This window comes from Aquibacillus sediminis (genome assembly GCF_005870085.1).
Taxonomy (GTDB): domain Bacteria; phylum Bacillota; class Bacilli; order Bacillales; family Amphibacillaceae; genus Aquibacillus_E; species Aquibacillus_E sediminis.
In genome coordinates, this window is record NZ_SZNM01000011.1 from 51,667 (window position 1) to 74,597 (window position 22,931).

Annotated in this window: 21 protein-coding genes; 2 read left to right on the forward strand and 19 right to left on the reverse strand. The window is 35.2% G+C overall.

Annotated features, from left to right (window positions below):
- Positions 1-2: 2 nt before the first annotated feature.
- From yycF to FCI53_RS11945, 7 genes are all read right to left on the reverse strand, one after another.
- Entirely contained in the window at positions 3-707 is a 705-nt protein-coding gene (gene yycF / locus FCI53_RS11915) for a response regulator YycF (RefSeq protein WP_138419126.1), read from the reverse strand.
- Between the two features lie 884 nt (positions 708-1,591).
- The gene (locus FCI53_RS11920) at positions 1,592-3,058 is read right to left on the reverse strand and encodes a M23 family metallopeptidase (protein WP_246050091.1); all 1,467 of its coding nucleotides are present in this window, start codon (positions 3,056-3,058) and stop codon (positions 1,592-1,594) included.
- Between the two features lie 518 nt (positions 3,059-3,576).
- Complete coding sequence (locus FCI53_RS11925) at positions 3,577-4,863, reverse strand: adenylosuccinate synthase (protein WP_138419129.1); 1,287 nt, start codon at positions 4,861-4,863, stop codon at positions 3,577-3,579.
- 788 nt (positions 4,864-5,651) lie between these two features.
- On the reverse strand, positions 5,652-7,028 hold the full coding sequence (dnaB, locus tag FCI53_RS11930) for a replicative DNA helicase (RefSeq protein ID WP_138419131.1): 1,377 nt from the start codon (positions 7,026-7,028) through the stop codon (positions 5,652-5,654).
- 192 nt (positions 7,029-7,220) lie between these two features.
- A complete protein-coding gene (rplI, locus tag FCI53_RS11935; RefSeq protein ID WP_138419133.1) occupies positions 7,221-7,667 on the reverse strand; it encodes a 50S ribosomal protein L9 in 447 nt (148 codons plus the stop codon).
- Positions 7,664-9,640: a DHH family phosphoesterase gene (locus tag FCI53_RS11940; protein ID WP_138419135.1), complete on the reverse strand. Its 1,977-nt coding sequence runs from the start codon at positions 9,638-9,640 to the stop codon at positions 7,664-7,666. The genes rplI and FCI53_RS11940 overlap by 4 nt, the downstream gene beginning before the upstream one ends.
- Positions 9,641-9,676: 36 nt before the next feature.
- The gene (locus tag FCI53_RS11945; protein ID WP_138419137.1) at positions 9,677-10,606 is read right to left on the reverse strand and encodes a YybS family protein; all 930 of its coding nucleotides are present in this window, start codon (positions 10,604-10,606) and stop codon (positions 9,677-9,679) included.
- A gap of 367 nt (positions 10,607-10,973) precedes the next feature.
- On the opposite strand from FCI53_RS11945, the gene FCI53_RS11950 reads away from it, so the two are divergent.
- Complete coding sequence (locus tag FCI53_RS11950) at positions 10,974-11,765, forward strand: HAD family hydrolase (RefSeq protein ID WP_138419240.1); 792 nt, start codon at positions 10,974-10,976, stop codon at positions 11,763-11,765.
- A 317-nt stretch (positions 11,766-12,082) separates the two neighbouring features.
- On the opposite strand, the gene rpsR is transcribed toward FCI53_RS11950, so the two are convergent.
- The 6 genes from rpsR to FCI53_RS11980 form a co-directional block, all read right to left on the reverse strand.
- The gene (gene rpsR, locus FCI53_RS11955; protein ID WP_138419139.1) at positions 12,083-12,313 is read right to left on the reverse strand and encodes a 30S ribosomal protein S18; all 231 of its coding nucleotides are present in this window, start codon (positions 12,311-12,313) and stop codon (positions 12,083-12,085) included.
- A gap of 20 nt (positions 12,314-12,333) precedes the next feature.
- The gene (gene ssb, locus FCI53_RS11960) at positions 12,334-12,825 is read right to left on the reverse strand and encodes a single-stranded DNA-binding protein (protein ID WP_138419141.1); all 492 of its coding nucleotides are present in this window, start codon (positions 12,823-12,825) and stop codon (positions 12,334-12,336) included.
- A gap of 12 nt (positions 12,826-12,837) precedes the next feature.
- Positions 12,838-13,128 (reverse strand): 30S ribosomal protein S6, encoded by a 291-nt coding sequence (gene rpsF / locus FCI53_RS11965; RefSeq protein ID WP_138419143.1) that lies wholly within the window; start codon positions 13,126-13,128, stop codon positions 12,838-12,840.
- Between the two features lie 145 nt (positions 13,129-13,273).
- Positions 13,274-14,374: a redox-regulated ATPase YchF gene (ychF, locus tag FCI53_RS11970; protein ID WP_138419145.1), complete on the reverse strand. Its 1,101-nt coding sequence runs from the start codon at positions 14,372-14,374 to the stop codon at positions 13,274-13,276.
- 243 nt (positions 14,375-14,617) lie between these two features.
- Complete coding sequence (locus tag FCI53_RS11975; RefSeq protein ID WP_138419147.1) at positions 14,618-14,818, reverse strand: DUF951 domain-containing protein; 201 nt, start codon at positions 14,816-14,818, stop codon at positions 14,618-14,620.
- Between the two features lie 769 nt (positions 14,819-15,587).
- Complete coding sequence (locus FCI53_RS11980; protein WP_138419149.1) at positions 15,588-16,610, reverse strand: YkvI family membrane protein; 1,023 nt, start codon at positions 16,608-16,610, stop codon at positions 15,588-15,590.
- A gap of 90 nt (positions 16,611-16,700) precedes the next feature.
- Between FCI53_RS11980 and yyaC the strand changes: the two genes are divergently transcribed.
- Positions 16,701-17,297: a spore protease YyaC gene (gene yyaC / locus FCI53_RS11985; protein WP_138419151.1), complete on the forward strand. Its 597-nt coding sequence runs from the start codon at positions 16,701-16,703 to the stop codon at positions 17,295-17,297.
- Positions 17,298-17,518: 221 nt separating this feature from the next.
- On the opposite strand, the gene FCI53_RS11990 is transcribed toward yyaC, so the two are convergent.
- The 6 genes from FCI53_RS11990 to rsmG form a co-directional block, all read right to left on the reverse strand.
- On the reverse strand, positions 17,519-18,223 hold the full coding sequence (locus FCI53_RS11990) for a DUF554 domain-containing protein (protein WP_138419153.1): 705 nt from the start codon (positions 18,221-18,223) through the stop codon (positions 17,519-17,521).
- Positions 18,224-18,524: 301 nt separating this feature from the next.
- The gene (locus FCI53_RS11995; RefSeq protein ID WP_138419155.1) at positions 18,525-19,373 is read right to left on the reverse strand and encodes a ParB/RepB/Spo0J family partition protein; all 849 of its coding nucleotides are present in this window, start codon (positions 19,371-19,373) and stop codon (positions 18,525-18,527) included.
- Positions 19,345-20,127, reverse strand: coding sequence for a ParA family protein (locus FCI53_RS12000; RefSeq protein WP_138419157.1), 783 nt, complete (start codon positions 20,125-20,127; stop codon positions 19,345-19,347). Before FCI53_RS12000 ends, FCI53_RS11995 begins: the two co-directional genes overlap by 29 nt.
- Positions 20,128-20,316: 189 nt before the next feature.
- Complete coding sequence (gene noc, locus FCI53_RS12005; RefSeq protein WP_138419159.1) at positions 20,317-21,171, reverse strand: nucleoid occlusion protein; 855 nt, start codon at positions 21,169-21,171, stop codon at positions 20,317-20,319.
- 389 nt (positions 21,172-21,560) lie between these two features.
- Positions 21,561-21,977, reverse strand: coding sequence for an NUDIX hydrolase (locus tag FCI53_RS12010; protein WP_342774207.1), 417 nt, complete (start codon positions 21,975-21,977; stop codon positions 21,561-21,563).
- 211 nt (positions 21,978-22,188) lie between these two features.
- Positions 22,189-22,905 carry a 16S rRNA (guanine(527)-N(7))-methyltransferase RsmG gene (rsmG, locus tag FCI53_RS12015; protein WP_138419163.1) on the reverse strand — a complete coding sequence of 239 codons (717 nt, stop codon included), beginning with the start codon at positions 22,903-22,905 and terminating at the stop codon, positions 22,189-22,191.
- Between the last annotated feature and the right edge of the window lie 26 nt (positions 22,906-22,931).

Sequence of the window (22,931 nt, forward strand, 5' to 3'; positions counted from 1 at the left end):
TATTACTCCTGATCAGGTTTTCGTAAATAATAACCTACTCCCCTTCGAGTCACAATCCAAACGGGATTACTAGGGTTATCTTCTATCTTCTCTCGCAATCTCCTTACGGTTACGTCTACCGTTCGAACATCACCATAATAATCATAACCCCAAACGGTCTCTAACAAGTGTTCCCTTGTCATCACTTGTCCAATATGGCGAGCTAAATAGTGTAGCAATTCAAATTCACGGTGTGTTAATTCTACTTGTTCTCCTGCTCTTGTCACTGTATATGCATCTGGATGAATTACAAGCGTGCCAATAGTAATATCTTTATTTGCCCTTTGATTATCGCCAGGTGAAATTTGTTGTCTTCTTAAATTAGCCTTTACTCGTGCAATCACTTCTCGATTACTAAATGGCTTTGTCACATAATCATCAGCACCTAACTCAAGGCCTAGCACTTTATCAATTTCGGAATCCTTTGCCGTCAGCATAATAATCGGCATTGTATGATTTTTTCGAATTTCTTTACATACTTCATTTCCGTCTTTTTCAGGTAACATAATATCTAAAAGAAGTAGATCAGGATTTTCTTGGTCTGTCAGTTCAATTGCCATTTCCCCATCATAAGCACAAACCACCTGATAACCTTCTTTTTCAAGGTTAAATTTTAATATATCTGCAATTGGTTTTTCATCATCAACTACTAATATTTTTTGACTCATACCATTCACATCCTATCATTTTCTATTATCTTCATCTTATCGCATTTTGAAACAAATGTCTGTTTTTTAAGAAACGTATTATTTACCAGTTTTTCATTTCTAATTCCAAAAAGCCTCTAAAAAAAGTCCTTTTAATGTTTTTTTATTGCGCATTTGCTGTATTATGCGACATAACTAATCTCAATTTTCTCTCTTACATTCTGATTGAAATAAGTGCGAATATATCGTTCCGGCAGAATACTACGCTTTCCATGGGCACGGCCTCAGCTAACTTGGTAAAGAAAAGCCCTTTACCAAGTGGATCTTCGACTCGTGCTGTTCCAATAGGACAAGGAAGGCTGCGGCAGCGTTACATCGCACGAAGAAAATTGATTTTTATTTTCGAGGAGTCTCCGTATTCTGCCTCCACTTGGACTAGTTTTCTGATTGAGATAAGTAATTGCACCATATAAAGACATTCATTTGATACACTATTCTTAATCCAACAGTTTCTAATATATAAAATTTTTTAGGTCAATTTCTACAAAAGTTCAGAGCACACGAATTAGCGGAGGCAATACACGGAGACTCCTGAGGCCCGACAAGGGTTATGCAGGCGTTGTCCGACAAGGACGGTTTTAGCCTGTAATCCTTAAGAACCATCGGTGAGACCCCGCAGTGAGGCACGAACGAGGAAGCTCACCAGCCCCCCACGGAAAGCGTAGTGTATTGCCGTAGCGACTTTTTAGCACTCATCTTTTAGAGGAAGTGGCGAGTTATGTCGCATAATACAGCTTTTATGCAACTACATTCTTATAGAAAGAGCCTTTAAGAAAAACCCTTGTTGCTAGGGTCAACAACAAGGGTTTTTCAATCTTATTTATATCATAAATCTAATCGTTTCTTTAATACAAATCTAGCGGATTTAATAATCCTCCATTCTTATATACTTCAAAATGTAAATGCGTACCTGTTGATCTCCCTGTTGATCCCATAACACCAAGCTTTTTACCTTTTTGAACCGTTTGACCTACATTCACACTAATGGAAGAAAGATGAGCATAGATTGATTTATAACCATTATTATGGTCTACAACGACTTTATTTCCATAGGATCCGTCATGACCAGCCGACACAACTACACCATTATCTGCAGCCATAATAGTTGGATCACTTACACCAGCAATATCTATTCCTTTATGCATTCGTCCCCATCTTGGACCAACATGACTAGTTACTCTACCGCCAACAGTTGGCCATCTAAATTCACCAGTTCCTCGAGATGAAATTACCTTGGTACCATGAACAACAATTTCTTTTACAGGTTGTTTTGTTACTTCTGAATCAACCACTTCTTTGGATTCTACATTACCATTAACCTCTTCAATCGAATAATGAACCTTTTTACTTCCCTTTTGTCCTTGTTGTTTCACCTTTGTATCGCCTTTATATAGTTCATCTGAATACTCTACTTCTTTTTCATAATCAATCTCTTCTTCTTCCAATTTTTCAATTGTAACAATTACATCTAAATAAGAAGCATAGTCTGTTACATTTATTTCTTGATCTATTTGTAAAACGGAGTCTTCTTCAAGAGAAGGATTTAGTTCTAATATCGTATCCATATCTAAATCGTAATCTGACGCTATTCTTCCCAGTACTTCTCCCTTTTCTACCTCATGGATTTGATCTGTTAGTGTCCCTTTTTCTAACAATTCCATTCCGTCTTCTTCGGTTAATAAATCTTTTTCAGGAGCTTTTTCCTTAGAAACTGTAACTTTTTCCGATAGTTCAACGTCTATTATATTAGATTCACCAACAGACAACGATTGACTTGCGATTGATCGTCCTTGTTGTTCGATATTTTCTATTTCTTGTAGATCAACGTATTTTGCTTTAAAACGATCTAAGGTTTTTTCTGCCGTTTCCTTATCTTTAAAGTAACCTACTGTTTGATCACCAATTTTCAATCCATACGCATCAACTTGTACAGAAAGTTCATCTTCTAATAGGTCAACAACCTCTTGGTTCATTGCCGATGGTTCAAAAACTTTCTCAGATACATATGTAATTTCTTCACCTATTGTATAAGAATAAGATTTATCTTGATTTTCTTTTTCATAATCTTGTATCATTTGATCAACATTCGCTCTAACTATGTCTTTGTCATCAACAGTCCCTATATGGTTATCATCAATATATACATGATAAATAGTAGAGAGTTCTTTATTACTATCAGCTTGTACAACACTTACCATTAGTCCTAAACTTAACATAGTTGGTATCGTTAACTTTTTAAAAAGTTGCATAGGCTTTTTATTAAGTTCACGATGTGTTTCTGATGTATATTCATCAACTTGCTTCTTCCACATCTTTTTGTCCTCCAATTTATATCAACGAAGTAGTTCAATTTTTTATAGATAATTTTAGAATTTATCAATTAATTCTATCAACTTGCAAATCACTATTTAAATCTATCATAAAATAGGAACAAAATTAAGTAGATTTAAGAAAATGTAACATAAATGTATAATAACTGCTATATTAAGACTTTATTATGATAACTTTTGTTGCAAAGTGGCCTTTATTGTAACTTTTTATACTTTAATGTATTGCACATGTTTCTTAAGAAGATAGGCAGTTTTATTGTTTAAGTTTATGATTCGTTCATATCTATAGAAAATCGGACTTTCCGTTCCTAGTTCCGATTAATGCTTATAAAGCGGTTAACATACTTGCGGAAACAGACTCTAACTCCGCTAAATGTTCAAGTTCCTAAACAGAGTATCTGTAACTTCTAAATCAAAAGACATACTAGCATTCAAAATAATAACTGGATTACGCAACAAAAAAAACCTGTTGAGTTAATTAACTCAACAGGTTCTTATGTTTAGCTATATACGCTTCTTACAACATTAGTCTGTGTTCTATCCGGCCCAACGGAGAATACAGAAAGAGGTATTCCAGTCAGTTGGGAAACACGTTCTATATAATGTCTTGCGTTTGCAGGAAGCTCATGTAAACTTTTAACACCAGTAATGTCTTCTTTCCAGCCTGGCATCTCTTCATAGACTGGTTCACATTCAGCTAAAACCTTCAAGCTGGCTGGGAATTCCTCCATGATTTCCCCTTTGTAACGATAGGCTGTACAAATTTTTAATGTTTCTATTCCTGTTAATACGTCAATAGAGTTTAATGACAGGTCCGTAATACCACTTACTCGGCGAGCATGACGAACAACTACGCTGTCGAACCAGCCAACACGACGAGCCCTGCCAGTAGTGGTTCCATATTCATTGCCCACTTCTCTTATTTGATCACCTATCTCATCATGTAATTCTGTTGGAAACGGACCATCTCCTACGCGGGTAGTATAAGCTTTGGATACCCCAACAACATGATCTATTTTTGACGGACCTACACCCGATCCTATCGTAACACCGCCCGCAATTGGATTAGAAGAGGTAACAAATGGGTATGTTCCTTGGTCAATGTCTAGCATGACGCCTTGTGCACCTTCAAATAATACACGTCTTCCATCATCCAATGCATCGTTTAATACAACAGATGTATCTGTTACATATTTAGCTATCTGCTGCCCGTATTCATAATACTCATCAAGAATATCTTCAACATGTAATGATTCTGTTTCATAAACCTTTTCAAATAATCTATTTTTATCTTGTAAATTTTGTTCTAATTTTTCCTTAAATGCTTGTTTATCCATTAAATCAGCAATACGAATTCCTACACGTGCTGCTTTATCCATGTATGCAGGGCCAATTCCCTTTTTGGTTGTTCCTATTTTATTTGCACCCTTCGCTTCTTCCTGAAGCATATCTAACTTTATATGATAAGGAAGAATAACATGCGCTCTGTTACTTATTCGCAGGTTATCTGTACCAACACCTTTATTATGTAAATATTCTAACTCTTCTACCAGTGCTTTTGGATCGATAACCATTCCATTTCCGAGTACACATGTTTTATCACTAAAAAATATCCCTGAAGGAATCAAGTGTAATTTATATGTAATATCATCAAATTTAATGGTATGTCCTGCATTATTACCACCTTGATAACGTGCTACTACTTCTGCATTTTGTGAAAGAAAATCTGTTATTTTCCCTTTCCCTTCGTCTCCCCACTGGGTTCCAACAACTACTACTGAGGACATGAAACGCACCTCCACTTATATTTGGTACAACCATATTAAGTTTATCAACCGACACCCATAATGTCAATTAATTCACGAACGTTTTTGGCATTTGGTAATAAATTCGTTCGTTTTATCCGCCATAAAGCAGCAAATGCATAAGTAGCTTATGTCATAGTAGCTATATAATACGACATAACTGCATATGACTTCTGTCCACTATAATAAGACTAGTGGTGAACGGCACTGCGGAAATACACTACGCTTTCCTGTGGGGGGCTGGTGAGCCTCCTCATGCTGACGCACTGCGGGGTCTCACCGATGCCACTAGTCCCACGGGAGTCTCCGTGTATTTCCTCCGCTTTTTCAAGTGCTTTGAAGTTTTATATTGCATTGCTTAAAACAAATCAAAATAATAATGCTTTTATGTTAATTGACATGTTAAAACACAGTCTTGCAGTAAGTTCGTTATTCTTTAATTTATAAAGTATTTCATCTATTACCAATCAGAAAACTTATCCCAGCGAAGGCAGAGTACGTAGACTCCTATGGGAACAGCACGAGCTGAAGATCCACTTGGTAAAGCGGTTTTCTTTACCAAGTTAGCTGAGGCCGTGCCCATGGAAAGCGGAGTATTCTGCCGTAGCGATGGTATAACACTTATTCCAATCAGAACAGTAGAAATCAAACTACAAGGTTATGTCGTATAATAGAGCTTATATGCAACAACTATCTTCATATTGAAAATAGCTCATTAAAAAAGAGGATACCTGTCATACATATGGAGTAATGACAGGTATCCTCTATATTCAGGATCCAGCCCCAACAGGAGGTGGAATATCACTTTCTTGATAACGATGATCTAAATCTACGAATTTATTATACTCTTTGACAAACGCCAGCTCGACAGTTCCGACTGGACCATTACGTTGCTTTGCGAGAATAATTTCAATAATGTTTTGTTTCTCCGATTCCTGATCATAGTAATCATCACGGTATAAGAAACCAACAATGTCAGCATCTTGCTCAATACTTCCAGACTCACGTAAGTCGGACATCATCGGGCGTTTATCTTGACGTGATTCCACACCACGTGAAAGCTGTGACAAAGCAATTAAAGGAACATTTAGTTCTCTTGCTAACCCCTTCAAGGAACGCGATATTTCGGATACCTCTTGCTGACGGTTCTCCTTTGAATTTCCACTACCTTGAATCAATTGAAGATAATCAATTAGGATCATCCCTAAACCATGTTCCTGTTTCAGACGTCTACACTTCGACCTTATTTCATTAACACGAATTCCCGGAGTATCGTCAATAAAAATACCTGCGTTGGACAGGCTCCCCATTGCCATGGTTAGCTTACCCCAGTCTTCCGCTTCAAAGTTACCTGTACGCAATCGTTGTGCATCAATATTTCCTTCTGCACAAAGCATACGTGAAACTAACTGATCCGCACCCATCTCAAGACTAAAAATAGCGACATTTTCTTCTGTTTTTATTGCAACATTTTGGGCTATATTTAAGGCAAAGGCTGTCTTACCTACTGATGGACGGGCAGCAATTATAATTAAATCGTTTCGTTGGAATCCTGATGTAATATGATCAAGATCGTGGAAACCAGTAGCAATACCTGTCACACCACCATCATTATGATGTAACTGCTCAATATTATCGTAAACTTCAATTAATACATCTTTAATGTTTTTGAAGGAACCTGAATTATTACGATGTGACACTTCAAGGATACTTTTTTCAGCTTCATTTAACACGCCTGGTACATCATCTTCTTGGGAGTAACTTGTTGTCACAATATCTGTAGCGGTGCGGATTAAATTTCGAAGCAGTGCTTTCTCCTCTACAATTCTACTATAATACTCAATATTAGCAGCAGTAGGAACAGAGTTTGCAAGATCACTAAGGTATGAAACGCCACCGATTTCATCCAGAACTCTTTCATTGGAAAGCTCTGTTGTTACCGTTACAAGGTCAATTGGTTCACCTCGATCGGATAGTTTCATCATGACCCCAAAAATTCTTTGATGACTAGCCCGATAAAAATCATCGGGCATTAATAGTTCAGAAGCTTTCGATAGTGATTCAGGTTCCAAGAAAACAGCACCTAGGACAGCTTGTTCGGCTTCAATATTATGTGGAGGGGTTCGATCATTCCATAATTCACTCATGCCTCTGCTCCTTTCATTTTACTACTAATGGTGCGTGTTCAAAAGGAGGATAAAAAGGACCGAGAAGTTCGAGATGGCGTAGCTTAGAGGACCGGAGCGTATGCTTTTCGATACGTGAGGACCGCATAAGCAAGCCAAACTAGAAACAACGATGTGTCATTTTCACCGGACTTTTTGAACATCCTCTAATGCTTACTTTTCAGATACATGAACTTTAATGGTACCTGTAACTTCTGGGTGAATCTTTACAGGTACATTTGTGTAACCCATCGCTTTAATTGGTTGATCTAACTCAATTTTTCGTTTATCAATTTTAATTTTATGATCTTTGTTTAGCTGTTCGGCAATCTGTTTACTAGTAATGGAACCAAATAAACGGCCACCATCACCAGATTTCGCCTTCAGTTCCACTGTCAACGTCGCTAACTTTTCTTTCAAACGTTTCGCTTCTTCCACTTCTTCTTGTTCTAGTTGCTTCTCTTTCTGTTGCTTTGCCTCTAAGGCTTTTAAGTTTCCACTAGTAGCTTCTTGAGCCAAGTTATTTTTTAACAAGTAATTTCGAGCATAACCATCGGAAACATTTTTTACTTCACCTTTTTTTCCTTTTCCTTTTACATCCTTTGTGAAAATCACTTTCATTCTTCTTCTCTCCCTTCAAAGTATTCAGCAATTATCTCTTTTAATTGATTATAAACTTCATCGATCGTTGTGTCTTCTAATTGGGTTGCAGCATTTGTTAAATGTCCTCCACCATTCATTTTTTCCATAATGATTTGGACATTTACATCACCTAAAGATCTTGCACTAATTCCTATTCGACCATCTTTTCGTTCGGAAATAACAAATGAAGCTACAATCCCACTCATTGTAAGTAATGTATCAGCAGCTTGAGCAATAACAACAGGTCCAAATGTTTCCCCTTCATTTCCTTTTGAAATTGCAATGCCATGTTCAAAGGTCTCCGTGTTTTCAATCAACTTACTTCGTTTCACATAAATATCAAGGTCTTCCTTCATAAACTTTTGTACAAGAACAGTATCTGCACCTTTTGATCTTAAATAGGATGCTGCATCGAATGTACGTGAACCAGTTCGAAGTGTAAAACTTTTCGTATCTACAATAATACCCGCAAGTAGTGTGGTGGACTCTAACATATTTAATTTCAAATTTTTAGGTTGATATTCAAGTAACTCTGTCACCAATTCAGCAGTTGAAGAAGCATATGGTTCCATATAAACAAGTGTTGGATGGTCAATAAATTCTTCTGCACGACGATGATGGTCAATCACCACAACACGGTCGGTTTTGCTAAGAAGTTTTTCCTCAGCTACTAGTGATGGTTTATGTGTATCCACAACGACAAGCAAGCTATCTTTTGTAATTCTATCATTTGCGTCTTCTGGTTCAATAAAGTGAGACCACAATTCCTGACTTTCTTTTAATTCTTCAATTAACCGTTGCACACCTGTGTCAATGTCATCTGGATCAAGAACAATATGACCGTCCACGCCATTTGCCTCAGCAATTTTCAAGATACCAATGGCCGCCCCTACAGAGTCCATATCAGGTGATTTATGCCCCATAATGAACACTTGGTCACTGTCTTGTACAAGTTCTTTTAACGCATGGGAAATCACTCTTGCACGAACCCTAGTTCTTTTTTCCATTGGGTTTGTCTTCCCACCATAAAATCGTACTTTACCTGACTCTTCTTTAATTACAACTTGGTCACCGCCACGTCCTAAAGCAAGGTCGAGACTAGATTGTGCTAATTCACCAAGTGCTGGAAGAGAAAATTCCCCATAACCAACACCAATACTAAGTGTTAAAGGAACATTTTTATTATCTGAAATTAATTCACGTACTTCATCTAATATTTCAAATTTCGTTTTTTCCAATTGATTTAGTATCCTCTGATTCATCACAGCAAGAAATCTTTCTTGGGATGTCCGCTTTAAATAAATGCCAAATTCAGTGGACCATTCATTTAAAATAGAGGTAACTCTTGAATTAATATGGCTTTTAGCTGTATCATCCATTGCTTGTGTGATCTCTTCATAATTGTCCAAAAAGATAATCCCTAATACGGTTTGGTCATTGTAGAAACGTTTATTAATTTCCATTTGTTGGGTCTTATCAAACAAATAAAGTAAGCGTTCATCTTTTTTAATCACTATTTGAAACTCATAATCATGGAGTGGTATCCAAACCTCTGACTTATTTTCTTTAATATTAGGAATTAAATCATCAGAAATGACACTCAATGACTTCCCTGCCAGTGTATCTTCTTCAAAAAACTTACTCATATATGGATTTGTCCATTCGACCATAAACTCTTCATTGTAGAGAATAATTCCGAATGGCATTTCCAATAAAGCTTCTTCTCCAACCTTTTTAACTCGATGTGACAAAGTGGAAATATATTCTTCTGTTTCATTCATTAAATGCTTCTCGGTTTTTACACTGTAATAAACCGATGCTACTAATAACACAGTCATAAGTAATCCCAAAATCCACTGGTAATACCAAATGAACCCGACCAATATTAAGGACAATATATAAATTACCCATAGATGATTACTCATGATTGGCTTTTTAAATAAATCAGACATGAAAGTCAGCTCCTAGTTAAAAAATGCGAGCTATGATTATTTTTCTGCTAATCGTTCTCTTAGCGAGAACCCTAAATCTATTATACCTAAGATTCTAACCATATACAGTCCTAATGGTGGAAAAAGAACAATCATAACAATAGTAATTATTGGTATTGCTTTTGATAACTTCTTTTTATCCGTATAGTAAAAAACAAACGATAAACCTTGCATAGCGATTATTAATCCAGCTAAACTCGTGACATTCCAAGCAACTATATACATCATACTACTCTGATCTTGATTCAGCCAACTAGTTACTATAGCTATAAGGTAGAGCCAAATCATTGCTTTAGGTAACTGAAAATTCCTAAATGGAGGAAAGTACAGTTGGTAACGATCCAACCAATTAAGCACTTTATAACCAATATATTGTATGATAAAAGCACATATGACCGCAATCACAACAATAATTACAGGTAACAAGTGTATTAACTGCTCTATCTGTTCGATCACAATCGTTAAATCTTCTTGCGTCGACTCTAGCCCAAATGATGAAAGGAATGCCTCACTGGTCTCCATCGATTGTTCTACTGTTTGATTCATTTCTGCGATGATATTAATATTTAAAAAAACTTGTACAAATAAAAATAAAGCTACAATCCCAACTGCATAACCAACTGTTCCCCTTGCCCATGTTTCATATGGGGACACTTGTTGATTAATTGCACTTCCTATCATAAGTCCAGTCAATCCAGTTAAAAATGCGATAGGAACAGCTACAAAGAAAGTACTAACCAACAGTAATATCAAAAATAGTATGCTTGCTGGTTTCCAACCATATCTAGCTGTATAGACAAGAAATGGTAATGGTAAAACAAAAAGAGAAAAAATGCTTAAAAAGGGTATAAAGATCGTTACTAATAAAATTAAAAGAAAAAGGACACTCGCAATAACTCCTTCTCTTACTTTTTTTGTATTATTCATTTAAATTGACTCCTCATTTTAATATAACTGTATCATAAGGAATGCTTATATGGTTAGAAAAAGCACAGCTCGTCCGCTGTGCTTAAAATAATCTGGTGATTGTTTACTTACCTATTATAAACGATATATTGTACCTATTACAAATCCTTCTTATTCCAAGTATGTATCTACCTTACTTAGTTGAGGTTAACAGAAGCATAACCATAGTATGTAGTTTTGTTTGAAAAATATTATATTTTACGTAATAAGATTAGTTGAAGCCACAAGTAACTATTGGGGGAATTTTTCGAAAATGACACTTAATCAGATGTACATTTTAGTAGAAAATACTATAATAGGAGTAACTTATTATTTGGGGGATCAAATTATGATTAGCTATTTGTTTTTTGACTTAGATGATACACTACTTTGGGATAAAAAAAGCATTAAACAAGCATTTGTGCGTACTTGTCAGTTAGTTGAAGAAAAATATGCAATAGATGCAGAACAATTTGAAGAGGCGGTTAGAAATGAAGCTAGAGAATTATATGCTTCCTATGAAACGTATCCCTTTACGCAAATGATTGGTATAAACCCATTTGAGGGCTTATGGGGGGATTTTACAGATGACCATAAAACTTTTCAAGCACTAGGAGAAATTGCACCCTTTTATCAAAAAGAAGCCTGGACTCGAGGATTAAAATCATTTGAAATAGATGACACAACATTTGCTGAATACCTAGCAAAGCAATTTCCAATTGAACGACAAAAGCATCCATTTGTTTATGAAGAAACATTTGATGTGTTAGATCAATTAAAAAAGCAAGGTTACCATTTATTATTACTTACAAACGGAGCTCCTAGCTTACAAAACAAAAAATTGTCAATTACACCAGAACTGGCTGAGTATTTTGATCATATCATTATATCCGGTGACTTTGGTCGAGGCAAACCCGACCCAGATATATTCGATTATGCAGTAGAAAAAGCAAAAATTAGTAAAGATGAGGTGATAATGGTCGGGGACAACTTAATGACAGATATATTAGGATCTAATCGCGCAGGTATTAAAAATATTTGGATTAACCGTGAATCCAAACCTAAAAATGATGTTATACCTACATACGAAATTGATCACTTACAAAAGATTTTTCCTATTTTGGACAAACTAAATCACTAGAAAAGTACCACTCCACAAAAGATTGTTGTGGAGTGGTCTTTTATATACGCTTCATGTATATGTATACATCTACTCTTCAGTAACTGAGACTATAAACTGCCACGTTCAAGTGTCAAATAGCTCACTAGCAATCATCTACGTTACATTGTGTGAAGAAAATAGTTTTCTACTTTCGAATATCTTCGAAGCTTCTGCCCTAAAGGAAAGTGTATTGCTTTTCCCTAGCAATAGAATCTTCTGCACCAACTATAGCAATATAAAAAAGCTCTATTAGATTAAACAGTTCAGACTGAATAATACTAATAGAGCTTTTCTTATTAATCGTTCACGTATGGCAATAGTGCCATTTGACGAGCACGCTTAATAGCTTTTGTTAATTTACGTTGGTATTTTGCAGAAGTTCCAGTTACACGACGAGGAAGAATTTTCCCACGCTCAGAAACGAAACGTCTTAGCAAATCAACGTCTTTATAATCGATGTGTGTAATACCGTTCGATGTGAAGAAACACACCTTACGACGCTTTGCACGACCGCGACGAGCTGCCATTGAAATGACCTCCTTTTATATTAGAATGGTAAATCATCATCTGATATATCAATAGGTTCTCCATTATCTTTAAATGGATCCTGTTCGTTCTGATTTGCATAGTTGTTGTTATTGTTATTGTTTTGTTGGTTCTGATTTGGTTGGAATCCTGGTGAAGGTTGTCCCCCACCACCACCTTGGGATGAAGAAGCATTTTTAGACTCTAGGAATTGAACACTATCTGCTACTACTTCCGTAACAAACACTCTTTTTCCATCTTGTCCTTCAAAACTGCGCGATTGCAAACGCCCATCCACACCAACTTGACTTCCTTTTTTCATGAAGTTAGCCAAGTTTTCAGCTGCACGTCTCCAAACAACACAATTAATAAAGTCTGCTTCTCTATTTCCATTTTGACTTGAAAATGGTCGATTGACTGCTATGGTAAAGTTGGCTACTGCCACGCCATTTGGTGTATAGCGTAAATCTGGATCCCTCGTTAACCTGCCGACGAGTACGACACGATTCAACATCAGATCCTCTCCTTATTGGTCGTCAGTACGAATGGCCATATGACGAATAATATCGTCAGAGAACTTCGCTTGACGATCGAATTCATTAATAGCATTTTCATCGCCTTTAAAGTTAATTACTACATAGTAACCATCACGAAAATCATTGATTTCATATGCAAGACGACGCTTGCCTTTCTCATCAACTTTTTCAATTTCCGCACCATTGTCAGTTAGAATTGTGTTGAAACGCTCAACAAGTGTTGTTTGAGCTTCTTCTTCAATGTTTGGGCGGATGATGTACATGATTTCATAATCTCTCATTTAAGTTGCACCTCCTTTTGGTCTTAACGGCTTCTCTATTTCAAAGAAGCAAGGAGTAATAATTTAATTACTCACAATTAAAGATTGTACCAAACTCACACATAAAGTGCAAGCCTTGTTTAAATTAGTTTATTTTCTATCCAGTTTACACATTAAAACGGAAATGAATAACATCGCCGTCTTTCACCAAATAATCTTTACCTTCTAACCGAACTTTACCATTTTCTTTTGCACCATTCATTGAACCAGCAGCAACCAAATCATCATAAGAGACTGTTTCAGCTCTAATAAAACCTCTTTCAAAATCAGAATGGATAATACCAGCAGCTTGAGGGGCCTTCATCCCTAACGTAAATGTCCACGCACGTACTTCTTGTTCACCAGCTGTGAAATAAGTAGCCAACCCTAACAATTGATAAGTTGCCTTCACCAGTTGGTCTAACCCTGATTCTTCAATTCCTAACTCTTCAAGGAACATCTCTCTTTCTTCCCCTTCAAGTTCCGCAATTTCAGATTCAACTTTTGCGCTAATGACAATGACTTCCGCACCTTCATTTTCAGCAAATTCTTTCACCTTAATTACATTGGGGTTTGCGTCAGCTTCTAACAGTTCATCTTCTCCTACATTTGCAACATATAAAATTGGTTTACTTGTTAATAGATGAAGTCCTTTCACCAATTTCGATTGTTCATCAGAGAATTCAACTGCTCTAGCTGGTTTTTCATTTTCCAATGCTTCCTTAATCTTAGATAACACTTCAAATTCTGCGACTGCTTCTTTATCTTTTTGTCTAGCCATTTTTTCAACACGTTGAATTCGTTTCGTTACTGACTCCAAGTCAGCTAAAATCAACTCCAAATTAATGGTTTCAATATCAGCAATAGGATCAACAGACCCGGAAACGTGTGTAATATTTTCATTCTCAAAACAACGAACAACATGGCAAATAGCATCTACTTGTCTAATGTGGGAAAGAAACTGATTTCCTAAGCCTTCACCCTTACTTGCCCCTTTAACAATTCCTGCAATATCTGTAAATTCAAATGCTGTTGGAATTGTTTTCTTTGGTTTTACTAACTCTGTTAATTTCCCCAATCGATAATCAGGTACTTCTACAATTCCTACATTAGGATCTATTGTACAAAACGGATAGTTTGCAGATTCAGCACCTGCTTGTGTAATTGCGTTAAATAATGTTGACTTCCCAACATTGGGTAAACCAACAATTCCTGCTGTTAAAGCCATAAAAACTTCCACTCCTTAAGGATACCGCTCATATGAACGTTTGAGTCATACTCAATTATAGATACACTTTATCAAAATGACAAGCTATCCAAATGAAAAAACAAGGATAACTTTTACCCTTGTTTTTTGATAACTCTTTATAGAATTTTAAAATCCTAACATCAAATTATTAGTGTTTTATAAGTTTTATACTATATGTAAAAAATTATGTTCCACGTGAAACATAATTCTTTAACATCCTCTTTAATCTTCTTCTGCTCGTTCAACTAACCTTTTCATCTTTTTCTCAAATTTCTTACGAGGAATAAGTACACTGTGTGAACAACCTTCACATTTTATTCGAATATCCATTCCTAGACGAATAATTCTCCAACGATTTTCACCACAAGGATGAGGTTTCTTCATTTCAACAATATCATTCAGTTGATAATCTTTACTACTCATTCCTACCGCTCCTTCTACATTAATCTTCACTCGAGAATATCTTTCTGATATTGTAACATGTTACCTTAAAAGTTCTAATACATAAATTTTATTTTGTTGCATTACTTTTATATCAACGCCGCCACTTATGTTATTGACACTCGTATAATATACGACATAACTTTCAACTCTCTCTATAGGATGCGTGCTAATAAGTTACCAGAACTACACTAGCGCTCCCTAAGGTGCAAGTTGAATCCCCTCACTTACTGCAGAATCTAGGGTTATGGATCACAGGCAAAACCGTCCATCGAACGCCTACATCCCCTTTGCCTCAGAAATATCCGAAAATTCCCTTCGCAAATGGGTGCTTTGGACTTTTTGGATCTATTGCTTGATTATAATTATAGCTCGTAATGCACGAAGAAAAATACTTTGTTGCTAGATAGTCTTTTAGTTTAGGGCACAAGAAAGCCTCGAAATATTAGCTATTTTGTAAAATACTAACACAACAGAGGAGAATACGGAGACTCCTCGAAAATAAACCAATTTTTCTTCGTGTGATATCCACTGGTGCACCCCTCCGTGTCCTATAGAAACAGCATGCATCTGAAGATCCTGCAGTGCATTAAGGAACCACTTCTTATGGCAACACCTACGTTACCAACATTATTTTGTACCGCGTTCGTGCCGTGGAAAGAGAAATATCCTAACATACGACTGTCTAGCACCTATTAAAGACACCTGCAATTTAATTAAAGTTTTGTGTAATAACAATCTTTTTAAAAAATTAATGATCCTTACTAAATCGGTTTGTAATAGGGTATAAAATTAGTGATGAAAGAACATACAAATTTAATAGTCCATATAGTGGGTAAAGATATTCTATTAATGTAGAAAAGCCTATACTTGTTAGCGGCAACATAATCAGTACTGTAATTGCTGCTAACATCCATAATGGCATGTTTACCATATTCCGAATTCTTGTGATGATACCTAATGTTCCCGATACTGCTGTCGTAAAGATAGCTAGCCATAAGAGAATACTAATAAACAAAAACATACTATACGGATAATGTCTTAGAATAGCAAATAAAGGAATCTCATATAACAATACTTGGTCAGAAATTTGAATAAGACTATTGTTGTAAATATACGAGATACTACCTAATGTTAAACCACTTCCTAAGCTAGCAATCCATATTTCTCCTTTTCCCTTTGTTTGATTACCAATTGCACCTAATACAGCAATAAGTGGAAGAATGTTAAGTGCAGTAAACGGTAGAGCCGCTGTCCAATTTCTTTGTTGGGATAAATCCGGTATAAATGTTAACTCTTGTTGTACAGAAAAACTTAGTAACACACTTAATAACCCTACAATAAGCAATGGAAGGATAAAGCTATTTAATGAGAGCACTCCTTTAATATCCCATACAAAAACTAATACTAATGGAATAGCAATGACTACAATCCCCCACCAATTTGAAAAGTGAAAGGCCTCTAATGTTGCGCCACTTCCAGCTATCATAATGACCGTTGTCGAAAATAAATACAATATAATCATCCCATCATAAAGATAGGATAATTTTTCTCCCACTACAATTCTTAATACTGGTAAATAATGATTCGTTTTATGCTTGTGACTAATTGTTAAGATTACATAACAACTTAAAGTAAACAAAATAGTAAAAAGTAATATAGCCAGTCCACTTTCGTTACCAAAAAATTGCCATAATTCTCTTCCAGAGGCATATCCTGCACCAATGGTTGTACCAATAATTAAAAACATCCACTTTAACCCCGATTTAAACATAGCATTTCCTCCACATTCATTATTGCTTTGATGTATAGAACTCTAATTTTATTCGTATACTAATACCAATATGTTGATGGAGGATAAGCTATGAATCTAAAAGGAAGATTTTCAAAAGAAAGGCAATTTTATTTCCAAGACCCTTCAACAGTTGAACAACTAAGTGACGCACTTCTTTCTTGGGTACCAAGAACACAAAAGGAGATTATTGTTGTTTGTGTAGGCACTGATCGATCAACTGGTGATTCATTAGGTCCCTTAACTGGTACACTACTCCATAATAATCCTTTACATTCCCTATCTGTTTATGGAACATTAGATGAACCAATTCATGCCGTTAATCTTGAAGAAAAGCTAACTGACATCACTTCTAAGCACCCTAACCCATATATCATTGCAGTTGATGCTTGTTTAGGAAAACCTAAATCTATTGGTACGATTTTAACAAAGTTAGAACCACTTAAACCTGGCGCTGCTCTCAACAAAAAATTACCAGAGGTTGGAGATATTCATATAAGTGGTATTGTCAATATTAGTGGATACATGGAGTATTTTGTTCTGCAAAACACTCGGTTACATATTGTTATGCAAATAGCACAAAGTATTTCAAATTCTCTTCAACAACTTGATTTCGCTCTAGCTAATAATCAAACAGAATTTATTGATAAAACGAGGTATTCCTCCTAGCCAAGAAAACGCAGCCCTTTGCACTAATGCAATTTCAAGGTATAAAAAACTACCATATTAGTAGAAGGAGAATTTTTGACCCCAGTCTTCCTAGAAAAAAACAAACAAAAAAGCTTGGACAAAATTGTAAGTCCAAGCTATGTTCTATTTCTTTATATAGACTATCATAAAACCACCATGTGTTTTAATGAGTAATCAATTGATACTACAAACCAATGCATTTAATTCAAGAATTGGTATCCTAATAAAATAAACGCAACTGTTATTAAAGCGGGTAAAAGATTTGCTACTCTTATATTTGTCAATTTCAATAAATTAAATCCAATTGCAACGATCATCAAACCACCCGAAGCTGTCATTTCTGTAATAAAGTCATTAAAAAAACTGGTTGGAAACAACATCTCTATTTGCGTTGCTAGAATTGCAATCGTTCCTTGATAAACCACAACAGGAATAACAGACAGAATAACTCCAAACCCTAATGAAGTCGTCAACACTAATGCCATAAAACCATCTAAAAATGATTTTGTAATTAATACTTCATGGTCACCTCTTAATCCGCTATCTAAGGCACCGATCACTGACATCGCTCCTATTACAAAAATTAACGTTGCTGTGATAAAACCCTGTGCAATTGTTGATTCATGATTCGTCCCCATCTTTTGTTCCAGCCATCCGCCTACTCTGTTTAACATACTCTCTAATTTCAAAAACTCTCCAATAATAGCCCCAGATAGCAGACTAAGTAAAACAACCACAATATTTTCTGTCTGCATAGCCATTTGCAATCCAATCAATATTACCGCTAACCCAATACCATTCATTATCGTATCTTTATAATGTTCGGGGATTTTAGTGAAAGACAAACCTATAATTGATCCAACTATAATACAAACTCCATTTACTATCGTTCCTGTTAATACCATTACTCTCTCTCCATTTAGAAAAGTTTATAATAGGCCGATTCCCTAAACATTGTTCATTCTTGAATATAAAATTAATTATGTTCACACCTTTATCAATCTAGAAAAAATTGCTACACCTCATATTGTAAACACATAAAAACTTACCATAATTCAATGTTTTAAGTAAGCTACTAAATGTTAAAAACTACTAAATGACAAAAAATTACTAGAATGTTTCACGTGGAACATTCTAGTTTAACCGACCATATTATTCTATTTTTAATAAACCAACCACGCTAATGATTAAAAATGTCAATGTAAATTACTTTGTAGAATGAAACATTTCAATAATTCGTTCTAAATCCTCATCAGAGAAAAATTCGATCTCAATTTTCCCTTTTCTTTTCCCTTTTTGTATGTTTACTCCCGTTCCGAAGTAATCACGCAATTGACTTTCTCTTTCTTTAATAAAAACATCTTTTTGTTGTTTTTCTTTTTTCTTCTTTTGTGGTGTTTTTTCGTTAATAGCAGTAATTAACTTTTCCACTTGTCTTACATTTAATTCCTCTTTTCGAATTTTTTCAACAACAGGAATTATTTTTTCTTTATCTTTTAACCCTAGTAACGCTCTACCATGCCCCATTGATAACTCTCCATTATTAATCAGAGCACCAACTTGTTCTGGTAATGACAGAAGTCTCACTAAATTTGCAATATGTGATCTACTTTTTCCTAGTCTACTAGATAATTCTTCTTGTGTTACGTTTAACTCTTTCATCAAATTCGCATAAGCATACGCTTCTTCAATTGGAGTTAAATCTTCACGTTGCAAATTCTCTAGTAGTGCAAGTTCCATCATTTTATCATCTGTTAAGTCTTTAACGATAACGGGAATTGTCTTCAACCCTGCTTCTTTAGCGGCGCGATAACGTCTTTCACCTACAACAATTTCAAAGCCTTTGATACTTTTGCGAACAATTAAAGGTTGTAATATACCATGCTGTATAATGGATTCCTTTAATTCCTCTATCGCATCTGCATGAAAAGTTTTTCTTGGTTGATAAGGATTTGGTCGACATTCTTTTACAGCGATTTCTTGAACCAACTCATCATTTTTAGTATCTAACTCAGGAAAAAAAGCATTAATTCCTTTCCCTAACCCTTTCGCCATTTGCGATCACTTCCTTTGCTAAGTCTAGATAAACTTCTGCGCCCCTAGATTTTGGATCATAAATAATGATAGGTTGGCCATGACTAGGCGCTTCACCAAGCCTTATGTTTCTTGGAATAACTGAGTTATACACTTTATCTTGAAAATATTTTTTAACTTCCTCTATTACTTGCAAACCTAAATTTGTTCTCGCATCTAGCATCGTTAACAAAACGCCTTCAATCATTAGTTGTTTATTAAGATGTTTTTGCACTAACCGAATTGTATTTAATAGCTGACTTAACCCTTCTAGTGCATAATACTCACACTGCACTGGAATCAATACACTATCTGAAGCTGTCAATGAGTTAAGTGTTAAAAGTCCAAGAGAAGGCGGACAATCAATAATGACATAATCATAATTATCTTTTACTTCGTCGATTGCCTTTTTTAACCTAACTTCTCTTGAGATAGTAGGTACAAGTTCAATTTCTGCACCAGCTAATTGGATTGTTGCTGGAATAATATCTAAATTTTCTACAGAAGTCGGAACACAAACTGCTGAGGCTTCTAAATCTTCTACTAAAACATTATACACACATTGTTCCATATCCGCCTTATCAATCCCTACACCACTAGTAGCATTCCCTTGTGGATCTATATCTACTAGTAATACCTTATTGTTTGTATATGCTAAACACGCACTTAGATTGACTGCTGATGTTGTTTTTCCTACTCCACCTTTTTGATTTGCAATGGAGATTACTTTTCCCATGATGTCACCTACCTACCTTTAAAACTCTTTAATTTATATTCTATCATTTTTTGTATAGCCTAACTATATTAACCTGTTTATTTTGCTAAAGCTTAATATAACTGTAATCATATAATAATGATGTAGAAACTGAATCTTTTTCGCAAAAAATACCCATCTTAATACGCATAAAGATGGGAACGGAAGAATTTATGTTTTTTTCTTTGGTATTTTAATTGTTATTTGGTAGTGATCATCATAATCATGCTCTTCTGTTTCTAAGTCAATACCTGTATCACTAACCATATTAAGAGATTGCTTAATTGTATTCATCGCAATTCGCATATCCTTGTTTATTCCCTTTAATTTTGGCTTCTTTTTTGGTTTATTATTAAATGTTTTCGCGATTCTATCCTCTGTCTGCTTCACATTTAAATCTTTTTCAATAATTTCTTGAAGTATTTTAACTTGTTTTTCAGGGTCTTTTAACAAAATTAAAGCTCGAGCATGTCTTTCTGTGATTTTTTTCTCCAAGACAGCTTGTTGTACTTGATCAGGTAGTTTTAACAACCTTAATTTATTGGCAATTGTTGATTGACTTTTTCCTAACCTCTGCGCTAAAGCTTCTTGAGTTAAACCATGAATTTCCAATAAACGTTTATATGCCATAGCTTCTTCAATTACCGATAATTCTTCTCTTTGTAGGTTTTCAATAAGCGCTACAGAAGCTGTCTCTGCCTCAGACATCTCACGAATAATAGCGGGTATAGTTTCCCATCCAAGATGTTGTACAGCTCTCCATCGACGTTCTCCGGCTATGATTTCATAATGATCTTCTTGTTCTAATTTCCGAACAACAATAGGTTGAATCATGCCATGAGTATGTAAAGTTTGCGAAAGCTCTTCTATTTTTTCTTGGTTAAAGATAGAACGTGGCTGATACCTATTTGGTTCAATTTGCTCAACAGGAATTTGAATTACTTCATCAGGTAAATATTCTTGTTCTGAATTTTGGTCCGACGACTTCTCACCTATGCCAAACAGTCGGCTAAAAGGGTGTAACATCTACTGACACCACCTTTTTACATTCCTTTAATAATCTATTATCTATGTTTTATTTCATTTATCAATGTTTCACGTGAAACATTCTAATAAAACGTTATTTATCCTTCTATTATTCTATCACAGATTGTTTAGAAAAAATATGGTTATGATTCTTATTCTTGTAAGAATTAAGATAGAAAATAGTTCTTTCAATTTATAGGTTTATTCCTTGGCTTATGCCTTTTCCTGTTATTGTCATATTTTAAAAGAATTTGTTTATTCTATGCCCACACCTATACTAGATATACTTTTGTCACATTCAAAGAATAGCACGAGTCTACCGCCACTTATCCATAAATTCACAACAAATATTACTTTTATACACTAATTGCTTTCCTCACTTGAACAATTCACCCAATAATCGGTAGTTGTTTTTTTGAAAGTAAATCATCAATCAGCATTTTATGATCAATGAATATATCTTCTGGTAATGCTTTTAGTGGATAAAATTTATTTTGTATTGACTCGTCATTCCTTTCGACTAACTCTCCATTATACTGTTTACAAATAAACGATATTTGAACTAGTGATACTTGGTCACCATTAGTAAATTTTTTATCATACTGAGGCCCTGAATAAATTCCAAATAACTCAAGTTCTCCTAATTTAAGGCCCGTCTCTTCATTCACTTCTCTTCTAGCTGTGTCTTGGACACTCTCTCCTAAATCCATAAACCCTCCTGGAAGCCCCCATTGGCCATTATCAGAACGTTTTTGTAACAGCAGTCGATTATGTTGATCAATTACAAATGCACATGCAACAACCATGATAACCTTCTCGTTTCCTACCATTGATCGTAAGTATTGTATGTACTCCATATAAACAGTCCTTTCTTATTAAGTAATTTTTACAAAATGGAAGAAATAATTGTTCAATATGTTCTTCTTCACTTACAACACTCTAATTTATCGTGTTGAGAACAACAATCTTTGAAATTAAGCCTAATAAAAAACCAAGTGCGTCACACTTGGTTTTTTATTAGGCTATTGGTGTTTTATTAGGAACACCTGGTTTTCTTGGATACTTTTTCGGTGTCTTACTTGCTTTTTTTACAACTGAAATATTCCGTTCCCCATTATCCTCTGGTAATTGGAAGGTATGGATTTTCTCCAACTCTCCCCCTAAAGTCTTTAATGCCTTTTGGGAATGATTTAACTCTTCATCCATATTAGGTCCCTTCATCGCGATAAAAGTTCCCCCTATTTTACAAAGTGGCAAACATAGTTCTGATAGAACGGACATACGAGCAACAGCTCTAGCAGTTACCACATCAAAACTTTCGCGGAACTGCTGGTTCTTCCCAAACAATTCAGCACGATCGTGATAAAAGGTAACATCGTCAAGTTCTAATTGCTCTGCCAAGTGATTAAGAAAAGTAATTCGTTTTTGTAAGGAGTCAACAATGGTCACCTTTAATTCAGGGAAACAAATTTTTAATGGTATACTAGGGAATCCTGCTCCCGCTCCTACGTCACAAATACTTGCTTCCTTGGAAAATGGAAAGTAAAAAGCTGCTGTAATGGAATCATAAAAATGTTTCAGATACACTTCTTCTTTATCAGTGATCGCAGTTAGATTCATTTTTTGATTCCATTCCACTAACGTTTGGTAATATATTTCAAATTGTTTTATTTGCTTTTCTGTTAGTTCAATGCCTTGCTGATGTAACTGATTAATAAATGTTGTTTCATCCATAAAATCATCCAATCTTTTAGAAGGTG

Excerpts from the sequence above, each read along its gene's own strand:
- yycF (WP_138419126.1), bottom strand. The coding sequence starts at position 707 with ATGAGTCAAAAAATATTAGTAGTTGATGATGAAAAACCAATTGCAGAT.
- FCI53_RS11920 (WP_246050091.1), bottom strand. The coding sequence starts at position 3,058 with ATGTGGAAGAAGCAAGTTGATGAATATACATCAGAAACACATCGTGAA.
- FCI53_RS11925 (WP_138419129.1), bottom strand. The coding sequence starts at position 4,863 with ATGTCCTCAGTAGTAGTTGTTGGAACCCAGTGGGGAGACGAAGGGAAA.
- dnaB (WP_138419131.1), bottom strand. The coding sequence starts at position 7,028 with ATGAGTGAATTATGGAATGATCGAACCCCTCCACATAATATTGAAGCC.
- rplI (WP_138419133.1), bottom strand. The coding sequence starts at position 7,667 with ATGAAAGTGATTTTCACAAAGGATGTAAAAGGAAAAGGAAAAAAAGGT.
- FCI53_RS11940 (WP_138419135.1), bottom strand. The coding sequence starts at position 9,640 with ATGTCTGATTTATTTAAAAAGCCAATCATGAGTAATCATCTATGGGTA.
- FCI53_RS11945 (WP_138419137.1), bottom strand. The coding sequence starts at position 10,606 with ATGAATAATACAAAAAAAGTAAGAGAAGGAGTTATTGCGAGTGTCCTT.
- FCI53_RS11950 (WP_138419240.1), top strand. The coding sequence starts at position 10,974 with ATGATTAGCTATTTGTTTTTTGACTTAGATGATACACTACTTTGGGAT.
- rpsR (WP_138419139.1), bottom strand. The coding sequence starts at position 12,313 with ATGGCAGCTCGTCGCGGTCGTGCAAAGCGTCGTAAGGTGTGTTTCTTC.
- ssb (WP_138419141.1), bottom strand. The coding sequence starts at position 12,825 with ATGTTGAATCGTGTCGTACTCGTCGGCAGGTTAACGAGGGATCCAGAT.
- rpsF (WP_138419143.1), bottom strand. The coding sequence starts at position 13,128 with ATGAGAGATTATGAAATCATGTACATCATCCGCCCAAACATTGAAGAA.
- ychF (WP_138419145.1), bottom strand. The coding sequence starts at position 14,374 with ATGGCTTTAACAGCAGGAATTGTTGGTTTACCCAATGTTGGGAAGTCA.
- FCI53_RS11975 (WP_138419147.1), bottom strand. The coding sequence starts at position 14,818 with ATGAGTAGTAAAGATTATCAACTGAATGATATTGTTGAAATGAAGAAA.
- FCI53_RS11980 (WP_138419149.1), bottom strand. The coding sequence starts at position 16,610 with ATGTTTAAATCGGGGTTAAAGTGGATGTTTTTAATTATTGGTACAACC.
- yyaC (WP_138419151.1), top strand. The coding sequence starts at position 16,701 with ATGAATCTAAAAGGAAGATTTTCAAAAGAAAGGCAATTTTATTTCCAA.
- FCI53_RS11990 (WP_138419153.1), bottom strand. The coding sequence starts at position 18,223 with ATGGTATTAACAGGAACGATAGTAAATGGAGTTTGTATTATAGTTGGA.
- FCI53_RS11995 (WP_138419155.1), bottom strand. The coding sequence starts at position 19,373 with ATGGCGAAAGGGTTAGGGAAAGGAATTAATGCTTTTTTTCCTGAGTTA.
- FCI53_RS12000 (WP_138419157.1), bottom strand. The coding sequence starts at position 20,127 with ATGGGAAAAGTAATCTCCATTGCAAATCAAAAAGGTGGAGTAGGAAAA.
- noc (WP_138419159.1), bottom strand. The coding sequence starts at position 21,171 with ATGTTACACCCTTTTAGCCGACTGTTTGGCATAGGTGAGAAGTCGTCG.
- FCI53_RS12010 (WP_342774207.1), bottom strand. The coding sequence starts at position 21,977 with ATGGTTGTTGCATGTGCATTTGTAATTGATCAACATAATCGACTGCTG.
- rsmG (WP_138419163.1), bottom strand. The coding sequence starts at position 22,905 with ATGGATGAAACAACATTTATTAATCAGTTACATCAGCAAGGCATTGAA.